This window comes from Streptococcus mitis, from assembly GCF_003942995.1.
In the GTDB taxonomy this organism is placed as follows: domain Bacteria; phylum Bacillota; class Bacilli; order Lactobacillales; family Streptococcaceae; genus Streptococcus; species Streptococcus mitis_CV.
On the sequence record NZ_RJOH01000018.1, the window covers coordinates 25355 to 35141 of the forward strand.

The 9787-nt window shown below is 38.8% G+C and carries 10 protein-coding genes; all 10 read left to right on the forward strand.

Features of this window, described 5'->3' with window-relative positions; all coding sequences use genetic code 11:
• Positions 1-19 precede the first annotated feature (19 nt).
• The gene (locus D8836_RS09100) at positions 20-664 is read left to right on the forward strand and encodes a ribonuclease P (protein WP_125393794.1); all 645 of its coding nucleotides are present in this window, start codon (positions 20-22) and stop codon (positions 662-664) included.
• A gap of 116 nt (positions 665-780) precedes the next feature.
• Positions 781-2757, forward strand: coding sequence for a transketolase (tkt, locus tag D8836_RS09105; RefSeq protein ID WP_125393795.1), 1977 nt, complete (start codon positions 781-783; stop codon positions 2755-2757).
• 117 nt (positions 2758-2874) lie between these two features.
• The gene (gene yajC, locus D8836_RS09110; protein WP_000445810.1) at positions 2875-3174 is read left to right on the forward strand and encodes a preprotein translocase subunit YajC; all 300 of its coding nucleotides are present in this window, start codon (positions 2875-2877) and stop codon (positions 3172-3174) included.
• Between the two features lie 45 nt (positions 3175-3219).
• Entirely contained in the window at positions 3220-3663 is a 444-nt protein-coding gene (locus D8836_RS09115; RefSeq protein ID WP_049499237.1) for a low molecular weight protein-tyrosine-phosphatase, read from the forward strand.
• Complete coding sequence (locus D8836_RS09120; RefSeq protein WP_020902388.1) at positions 3650-4060, forward strand: MORN repeat-containing protein; 411 nt, start codon at positions 3650-3652, stop codon at positions 4058-4060. The genes D8836_RS09115 and D8836_RS09120 overlap by 14 nt, the downstream gene beginning before the upstream one ends.
• Positions 4061-4359: 299 nt before the next feature.
• Positions 4360-7011: a bifunctional acetaldehyde-CoA/alcohol dehydrogenase gene (adhE, locus tag D8836_RS09125; protein ID WP_049544457.1), complete on the forward strand. Its 2652-nt coding sequence runs from the start codon at positions 4360-4362 to the stop codon at positions 7009-7011.
• 123 nt (positions 7012-7134) lie between these two features.
• Entirely contained in the window at positions 7135-8055 is a 921-nt protein-coding gene (locus D8836_RS09130) for a helix-turn-helix domain-containing protein (protein ID WP_125393796.1), read from the forward strand.
• A gap of 155 nt (positions 8056-8210) precedes the next feature.
• Positions 8211-8501: a hypothetical protein gene (locus D8836_RS09135; RefSeq protein ID WP_050492331.1), complete on the forward strand. Its 291-nt coding sequence runs from the start codon at positions 8211-8213 to the stop codon at positions 8499-8501.
• A 389-nt stretch (positions 8502-8890) separates the two neighbouring features.
• Positions 8891-9475 carry an ABC transporter ATP-binding protein gene (locus tag D8836_RS09140; protein WP_125393797.1) on the forward strand — a complete coding sequence of 195 codons (585 nt, stop codon included), beginning with the start codon at positions 8891-8893 and terminating at the stop codon, positions 9473-9475.
• 11 nt (positions 9476-9486) lie between these two features.
• A partial coding sequence (locus D8836_RS11270; RefSeq protein ID WP_221763029.1) for a hypothetical protein occupies positions 9487-9787 on the forward strand: 301 nt, incomplete at its 3' end.

The following is a 9787-nucleotide window of genomic DNA, read 5'->3' on the forward strand; positions in this document are numbered from 1 at the left end:
GCTGGAGGAGATTAAACTAATGTTGAATAAGATAAGAGATTATTTAGACTTTGCTGGTTTGCAGTACCGTAATCCTGATAAAGCGGGAGCAGAACGAGAGAAAATGCTGGCATTTCGCCACAAAGGTCAAGAGGCCAGAAAGGCTTTTACAGAACTGGCCAATGCCTTTCAAGTAAGTCATCCAGAATGGCAACTCCAACAGACTAGCCAGTGGATGAATCAGGCGCAACGTTTGCGACCACATTTTTGGGTTTATCTACAGAGAGACGGACAAGTGACAGAACCTATGTTGGCCCTTCGTTTGTATGGGACATCTGCTGACTTTGGGATTTCTTTAGAGGTCAGTTTTATTGAACGTAAGAAAGATGAGCAAACTCTAGGCAAGCAGGCCAAAGTTTTAGACATTCCAACCGTTGAAGGGACTTATTATCTAGTCTACTCTGATGGTCAAAGTCAACGGTGGGAGGCGAACGAAGAAAATCGTCAGGTCTTAGTCGAGAAGGTAGGCAACCAAGAAATTCGAAAAGTGTTAGTTAAGGCAGATGTTTCTTTTATTGAAAATCAATCATTAGAAGTGATTTTAGAAAAATTAGAAGTGATTTTAGAAAAATTAGAAGATGCTTATGAACGCTTACTTCCCTACTATCAGGCAACAAGAGAGTAGAAAATAGGAGACTTATCTAGCGCCGAATTGTTTAATTGCTATTCTATGTATTTTTTCATATAATAGTAAAATAGAATGTGTGATTCAATAATCACCTCAAATAGAAAGGAAATTCTATGTCAAATCTATCTGTTAATGCAATTCGTTTCCTAGGTATTGACGCTATCAACAAGGCCAACTCAGGTCACCCAGGTGTGGTTATGGGAGCGGCTCCGATGGCATACAGCCTCTTTACAAAACAACTTCGTATCAATCCAGCTCAACCAAACTGGATTAACCGTGACCGCTTTATTCTTTCAGCAGGCCATGGTTCAATGCTCCTTTATGCCCTTCTTCACCTTTCTGGTTTTGAAGATGTCAGCATGGATGAGATCAAGAGCTTCCGTCAATGGGGTTCAAAAACACCTGGTCACCCAGAATTTGGCCATACAGCAGGGATTGATGCAACGACAGGTCCTCTAGGTCAAGGAATTTCAACTGCTACTGGTTTTGCCCAGGCAGAACGTTTCTTGGCAGCCAAATATAACCGCGAAGGCTACAATATCTTTGACCACTATACTTACGTTATCTGTGGAGACGGAGACTTGATGGAAGGTGTCTCAAGTGAGGCGGCTTCATACGCAGGTTTGCAAAAACTAGACAAGTTGGTTGTTCTTTATGATTCAAATGACATCAACTTGGATGGTGAGACAAAGGATTCCTTTACAGAAAGTGTTCGTGACCGTTATAATGCCTACGGTTGGCACACTGCCTTAGTTGAAGATGGAACAGACTTGGAAGCAATCCATGCTGCTATCGAAACAGCTAAAGCTTCAGGAAAACCATCTTTGATTGAAGTGAAGACTGTTATTGGATATGGTTCTCCAAACAAACAGGGAACTAATGCCGTACACGGTGCTCCTCTTGGAGCAGATGAAACCGCAGCAACTCGTCAAGCCCTTGGTTGGGACTACGAACCATTTGAAGTTCCAGAACAAGTTTATGCTGATTTCAAAGAAAATGTTGCAGATCGTGGCGCATCAGCTTATCAAGCTTGGACTAAATTAGTTGCTGACTATAAAGAGGCTCATCCAGAACTGGCTGCAGAAGTAGAAGCCATTATCGACGGCCGTGACCCAGTTGAAGTGACTCCAGCAGACTTCCCAGCCTTAGAAAATGGCTTCTCTCAAGCAACTCGTAATTCAAGTCAAGATGCTTTGAACGTTGTGGCAGCTAAGTTGCCAACCTTCCTAGGTGGATCCGCTGACCTCGCTCATTCAAACATGACTTATATCAAAACGGACGGACTTCAAGACGATGCCAATCGCTTGAACCGTAACATTCAGTTTGGTGTTCGTGAATTTGCAATGGGAACGATCTTGAACGGGATGGCCCTTCACGGTGGACTTCGAGTATACGGTGGAACTTTCTTCGTCTTCTCTGACTATGTGAAGGCGGCTGTCCGCTTGTCAGCCTTACAAGGACTTCCTGTGACTTATGTCTTTACCCACGATTCTATTGCAGTTGGGGAAGACGGTCCAACGCACGAACCAGTTGAGCACTTAGCAGGTCTTCGTGCCATGCCAAATCTGAATGTTTTCCGTCCAGCAGATGCGCGTGAAACGCAAGCAGCTTGGTACCTTGCAGTGACAAGTAAGAAAACGCCAACTGTCCTTGTCTTGACACGTCAGAATTTGACTGTTGAAGAGGGAACAGACTTCTACAAGGTTGCAAAAGGTGCCTATGTCGTCTATGAAAATACAGCCGACTTTGATACCATCTTGATTGCGACAGGTTCAGAGGTCAATCTTGCTGTCTCAGCTGCTAAAGAATTGGCTAGTCAAGGTGCAAAAGTCCGTGTAGTCAGCATGCCATCTACAGATGTCTTTGATAAACAAGATGCAGCTTACAAGGAAGAAATTCTTCCAAATGCAGTTCGCCGTCGTGTTGCAGTCGAAATGGGTGCAACTCAAAACTGGTACAAATATGTTGGTCTAGATGGTGCTGTTCTAGGTATTGATACCTTCGGAGCCTCTGCCCCAGCACCAAAAGTATTGGCAGAATATGGCTTTACTGTCGAAAATCTTGTAAAAGTCGTTCAAAAATTGAAATAATTCTAAAAATCAGGGCGCAAGCTCTGGTTTTTTCTTACTAGAAAAGCAAGGTACAATCTTGTAAAAGTAGCTGAAATTTGATATAGTAGTCCTATGTAAAAGACAAAGGAGAATATAATGGAATCACAATATACATTTTTAATCATTCTTGTGGCTATGGTGGGCTTGATGTTCTTTACGCAACGCTCTCAAAAGAAACAAGCACAAAAACGTATGGAAAGCTTGAATAAATTACAAAAAGGCTATGAAGTTATTACAATCGGTGGACTTTATGGAACAGTCGATGAAGTAGATACAGAAAAGAAAACAATTGTTCTTGATGTAGATGGAGTTTACTTGACTTTTGAACTAGCTGCTATCAAGACCGTATTACCGCTGAAAGAAACAGCTTCACTCGAAGGTGCGATTGAAAAATAAGACGGGATCACGAACTCCCGTTTTTCTATAAAAGAAAGGAATGGGATGAAAAAACTAGTTTTTGTCTGTCTGGGAAATATTTGCCGTAGTCCTATGGCCGAGTTTGTTATGAAATCAATGACAGATAATTATGAAATCCAAAGTCGAGCGACTTCCTCTTGGGAACATGGCAATCCGATTCATAAGGGAACTCAAGGGATTTTTCAACAGTATGAGATTCCTTATGAAAAAGGCAAGACATCGCTTCAGATTAGTAAGGAAGATTTTGAAGCCTTTGATTATATTATCGGCATGGATGCTTCAAATGTTTCTGACTTACGTCAGATGTGTCCAGCAGACTGTCAAGATAAGATTTACTCATTCGCATCTGAAAGTGTTCCAGATCCTTGGTATACAGGAGATTTTGAGGAAACCTATCGACGTGTTCAAGAGGGTTGTCAAGCTTGGTTAGAACGTTTAGAAAAGGAGAGTGAAGGTGGAAAATCTTAAGAATTTTTACGAAAAGTATCGTGTCTATCTGACTCGTCCACGTTTAGAGCTTTTGGCAGTAGTTACGATTGTTTTTTGTGCTGTGCTCGTCTTTTTTCTAAATATTCCCGGAAAAGGTGTTCTAAAGCTTGATAATGGAACCATTGTTTACGACGGTAGTCTTGTCCGTGGTAAAATGAATGGCCAAGGAACCATCACCTTCCAAAATGGAGACCAATATACAGGTGGTTTCAACAATGGAGCTTTCAACGGAAAAGGTACCTTTCAATCTAAAGAAGGCTGGACCTACGAAGGTGATTTTGTAAATGGTCAGGCTGAAGGAAAAGGGAAACTAACAACAGAACAAGAAGTCGTTTATGAAGGGACTTTTAAACAAGGCGTTTTTCAACAAAAATAAAGCCTCCTTATCAAAGGAGGTATTATTAGAATTATAAAGTAAGCGCTTACTAGAAAATCTATCTATTTCCAAGTCCCTCTTCCAATCAAGCTTGTGAAATAAAAAATATTGGAAATTAATTTCACAAACTCTAAAGAAAAAACTTGATAAATAAAGAAAATGAGAAAAATTTCACAAACAGTAAAGAATTCTTTGTGAAATGTTTATGAAACTGTTTACAAAGTTAAAATAATGCGTTATAATAAACTTGTGAAAAAATTAACAAAGGATATCAATCCTTGAAAGCTATGGAGGAAAATATGGCTGATAAAAAAACTGTGACACCAGAGGAAAAGAAACTCGCTGCTGAAAAGCATGTCGATGGCTTGGTGCAAAAAGCTTTAGTTGCTCTTGAAGAAATGCGTAAACTCGACCAAGATCAGGTCGACTACATCGTAGCTAAAGCGTCAGTGGCAGCTTTGGATGCCCACGGAGAATTGGCTTTACATGCCTTTGAAGAAACAGGACGTGGTGTATTTGAAGATAAAGCAACTAAGAACTTGTTTGCTTGTGAACACGTAGTAAACAATATGCGCCACACTAAAACAGTTGGCGTTATCGAAGAAGACGATGTGACAGGATTGACCCTCATCGCTGAACCGGTCGGTGTTGTCTGTGGTATCACCCCTACAACAAACCCGACATCAACAGCAATCTTTAAGGCATTGATTTCATTGAAGACACGTAATCCAATCGTCTTTGCCTTCCACCCATCAGCTCAAGAATCATCAGCTCACGCAGCTCAAATCGTTCGTGATGCTGCGATTAAAGCAGGTGCTCCTGAAAACTGTGTACAGTGGATTACTGAACCATCTATGGAAGCAACTAGTGCGCTTATGAACCACGAAGGTATTGCAACAATCCTTGCAACAGGTGGTAATGCCATGGTTAAAGCGGCTTACTCATGTGGTAAACCAGCTCTTGGGGTAGGTGCCGGAAACGTTCCAGCTTATGTTGAAAAATCAGCTAACATCCGCCAGGCTGCACACGATATCGTCATGTCTAAATCATTTGACAACGGTATGGTCTGTGCTTCAGAACAAGCGGTTATCATTGATAAAGAGATTTACGATGAATTTGTAGCAGAGTTCAAATCTTATCACACTTACTTTGTAAACAAAAAAGAAAAAGCACTTCTTGAAGAATTCTGCTTCGGCGTGAAAGCAAACAGCAAAAACTGTGCTGGTGCAAAATTGAACGCTGACATCGTTGGTAAACCAGCAACTTGGATTGCAGAACAAGCAGGATTTACAGTTCCAGAAGGAACAAACATTCTTGCTGCTGAATGTAAAGAAGTTGGTGAAAATGAGCCATTGACTCGTGAAAAATTGTCACCAGTTATCGCAGTTTTGAAATCTGAAAGCCGTGAAGATGGTATTAATAAAGCTCGTCAAATGGTGGAATTTAACGGTCTTGGACACTCAGCAGCTATCCACACAGCTGACGAAGAATTGACTAAAGAATTTGGTAAAGCTGTTAAAGCTATTCGTGTTATCTGTAACTCACCTTCTACTTTCGGTGGTATCGGGGACGTTTACAATGCCTTCTTGCCATCATTGACACTTGGATGTGGTTCTTACGGACGCAACTCAGTTGGGGATAACGTTAGTGCCATTAACCTTTTGAATATCAAAAAAGTCGGAAGACGGAGAAATAACATGCAATGGATGAAACTTCCTTCAAAAACATACTTTGAACGTGATTCAATTCAATACCTTCAAAAATGTCGTGACGTTGAACGTGTCATGATCGTTACTGACCATGCCATGGTAGAGCTTGGTTTCCTTGATCGTATCATCGAACAACTTGATCTTCGTCGCAATAAGGTTGTTTACCAAATCTTTGCTGATGTAGAACCAGATCCAGATATCACAACTGTAAACCGTGGTACTGAGATTATGCGTGCCTTCAAACCAGATACAATCATCGCTCTCGGTGGTGGATCTCCAATGGATGCTGCTAAAGTAATGTGGCTCTTCTACGAACAACCAGAAGTGGACTTCCGTGACCTTGTCCAAAAATTCATGGATATCCGTAAACGTGCCTTCAAATTCCCATTACTTGGTAAGAAGACTAAATTTATCGCGATCCCAACTACATCTGGTACAGGATCTGAAGTAACTCCATTTGCCGTTATCTCTGATAAAGCAAACAACCGCAAATACCCAATCGCTGACTACTCATTGACACCAACTGTGGCAATCGTAGACCCTGCCTTGGTATTGACAGTTCCTGGATTTGTTGCTGCGGATACTGGTATGGACGTATTGACTCACGCGACTGAAGCTTACGTATCACAAATGGCTAGCGACTACACTGACGGTCTTGCACTTCAAGCAATCAAACTTGTATTCGAAAATCTTGAAAGCTCAGTTAAAAATGCAGACTTCCACTCACGTGAGAAAATGCATAATGCTTCAACAATCGCTGGTATGGCCTTTGCCAATGCCTTCCTAGGTATTTCTCACTCAATGGCCCATAAGATTGGTGCGCAATTCCACACAATCCACGGTCGTACTAATGCAATTTTGCTTCCATACGTCATCCGCTACAACGGTACACGTCCAGCTAAGACAGCAACATGGCCTAAGTACAACTACTACCGTGCAGATGAGAAGTACCAAGATATCGCTCGTATGCTTGGACTTCCAGCTTCTACTCCAGAAGAAGGTGTGGAATCTTACGCAAAAGCTGTCTATGAACTTGGTGAGCGCGTAGGTATCCAAATGAACTTCAAAGCACAAGGTATCGACGAAAAAGAATGGAAAGAACATTCACGTGAATTAGCCTTCCTTGCTTACGAAGACCAATGTTCACCAGCTAACCCACGCCTTCCAATGGTTGACCATATGCAAGAAATCATCGAAGATTCTTACTATGGCTACAAAGAAAGACCAGGACGCCGTAAATAATTGTTTATCAGCCTAGAGGCAGGGAATCCCTGTCTCTTTTTTTGTAATTCTATTTGAAAAATGGTATAATCATCGCATATATTTATTTGAAAATCAAATCTTTTATAATCATGCGAGGGGCAAATGAACAAGATAAATGAGTTAGGGGATAAAGTGCGACTTTTAAGAGAGGAGAAAGGACTTAGTCGTCCAGTTTTTTGTGGGGATGAGTCTGAATTATCAGTGCGTCAGTTGGTGAGAATCGAAAAAGGAGAATTTCGACCGACTATAAAAACACTAGAATATATTGCAGATAGATTAGAAATTCCATCCTACGTCTTGATGCCAGATTATAAGGAACTGCCTAAACGCTACCAAGAATTAAAGTACTTTCTTTTACATCACCCTGACTATGGAGACAAGGAGTTGCAAGAACAAAAGGAAGAATATTTTGATGAGATTTTTGAGTGTTTTTATGATGACCTGCCCCGTGATGAGAAGATGATAGTGGACTGCCTTCAGGCAATAGATGCAGTGAGAGCGACTAGTAATTCTTTATACGGAAGTGGTGTGATTGAGGACAGTCTTCAAGACTTACTATCCAGAGATGTATATAAGGCTGAGGAATTGTTGAAATTGAGACTGTATTTTCTTTGTCAGTTAATGGATGGTTTAAACGAGGGTGAGATAAAAAAGTCTGAGCATGAAACTATTCTTTATTTTCATGACAAATTAAGTTCTCAGGTTGATAAGATAGAGTTCGATTGTTTGGACTTACTTAGAGACTCCTTGTTAGCTTCTTTAACTTGTATAGAGGTTATGGGGTTGCTTCATTATTTTAAGAGGGCAGTCGAGACCTTAAATAAAATAGGGCAAAAAACACGAGATTTTCAAAAACAACCGATTGTCTTGATGGTGGAGTGGAAATATTATATTCAGATGGATTATGATACAGCCAAACAAAAGTATGAAGAAGCAAAAATGATGGCAAGGATGTTTGGCAATGGGAAGTTACTCGTTAGTTTAGATAATGAATGGGCCGAGGATCTAGAAAGATATCATTAAAGAGTTTATAGGAGTGACATTTCTGTCATTGGAGAAATGTCGCTTTTTTGTTAAAATGAATTTGTAAATAAATAAGAAAGGGATTTGCTATGGTTAAGATGTTGTTTTTGCTACTTATCATTGGTGGGTGGTGGGGCTGAGTTTAGAGGTTTGATATGCTAGAATTTGAACGAATAAATAATGTTTTATTGCCTAGCATGTCAGAAGTTGGAGATGTACTGCTCATTCGACAAACGCTATCAACTCTTCTTCAAGTGGAAATAAGAGTTAACGGCTATTTATTGGATTTGATTACAATAAAACCCCAGATATTAAAAGTCTATCCATTAGTCGGTATAGCAAATAATGCACTTATTATTGTACGAGAAGTAAATGAGGGACTTGATATGACGTTGGAGTGTAATAGAACATTTAGAGATTTTGATTTTTTTAGAAAATTAAAATAGAAATTTAAAAAGGAGAAATAAAATATGTGGCGTTGGGTATGGAAAATAGTAAAATGGATTTTGATTAATTTAATGTGGACAGCTATTTGGGGCTGGGTTCAACAATGGTTTAGTAAATAGGAGGAATTATTATGTGGAGCTTCGTATGGAGAATTATCAGATGGATTATTATTGACTGGATTTTAACAGCAATTTGGGGCTGGGTTAAACAGTGGTTCTAGTTTAGAAATTAATAGAACAGAGTCGATTTTTACATAAAATATTAGTAAAATTAGAAATTAATATAAAAAAATAATTGATAGTTATGTCTCAGTTTGAAAATGGGCATTCTCAAAAAGATTATAGACATAACTATCAACTATTTTAATTATAATATAAAAGGAGAAAAAATGAAAGTAGAGAACATTTCGTATAGGATAAATAGCAGGATACTGTTTAACAATATTTCTTTTGATACTTCAAATTCAGGTCTGACACTGATTACTGGAAAAAATGGTGCAGGAAAGTCAACATTATTGAAAGTATTACTAGGAATTGTTCAACCATATTCTGGCTCATTGATTTCTGAAGAAAAAGTTAGCTATGTTCCAGATTCTTCGGACAACTATTTCATTGGTTTATCTCCTAATTTATTATTCGAATTTTTACAGAAACAATTTTTTATTGAAACAAATTTGTTCGAAGAACGGTTAAGAGAATTACGAGAACAATTTTATTTGAATGAGAAATTAATGACACAAACAATTCAATCATTGTCATTAGGAGAAAAGAAAAAAGTAATGCTTATAGCAGCGTTTTTATTGGATTCGGACTTGTATGTTATGGATGAACCTTTATCAGGTTTAGATCAAATTTCGGTTGAAAATCTGCTTCACTTGATGGAGCAAAAGATAAATCTAGGCAAGCACTTCATTATTGTAAGTCACGAGAGGCAAGAAATTTTACCGACAGTTGATCAGATTATTTCTTTGTAGAGGAAAGTTATATGGAAAAGTTTTATTATTCTATTACTCTATTATTCCTATCTCGACAGGGATACTGGAATGATTCGAATAATGTCAAGGAATTATCGTTGCTTCAATCAACCTACAAATATTTTTTTTCATCTGTTAGTTTGATTTTTATATTTTGTTTTGCTAAACAAGAAGTTTATAAGCTATTAAGTGAAAATCAAATTTGGGGTATCCTATCATACTTTGAATTAGTAAAAATACTTGTTCCTGCAATTTTGTTATTAGGAATAATTTATGAAAATATTTATGTTTTTTTTTTTTTTTTTTTTTTTT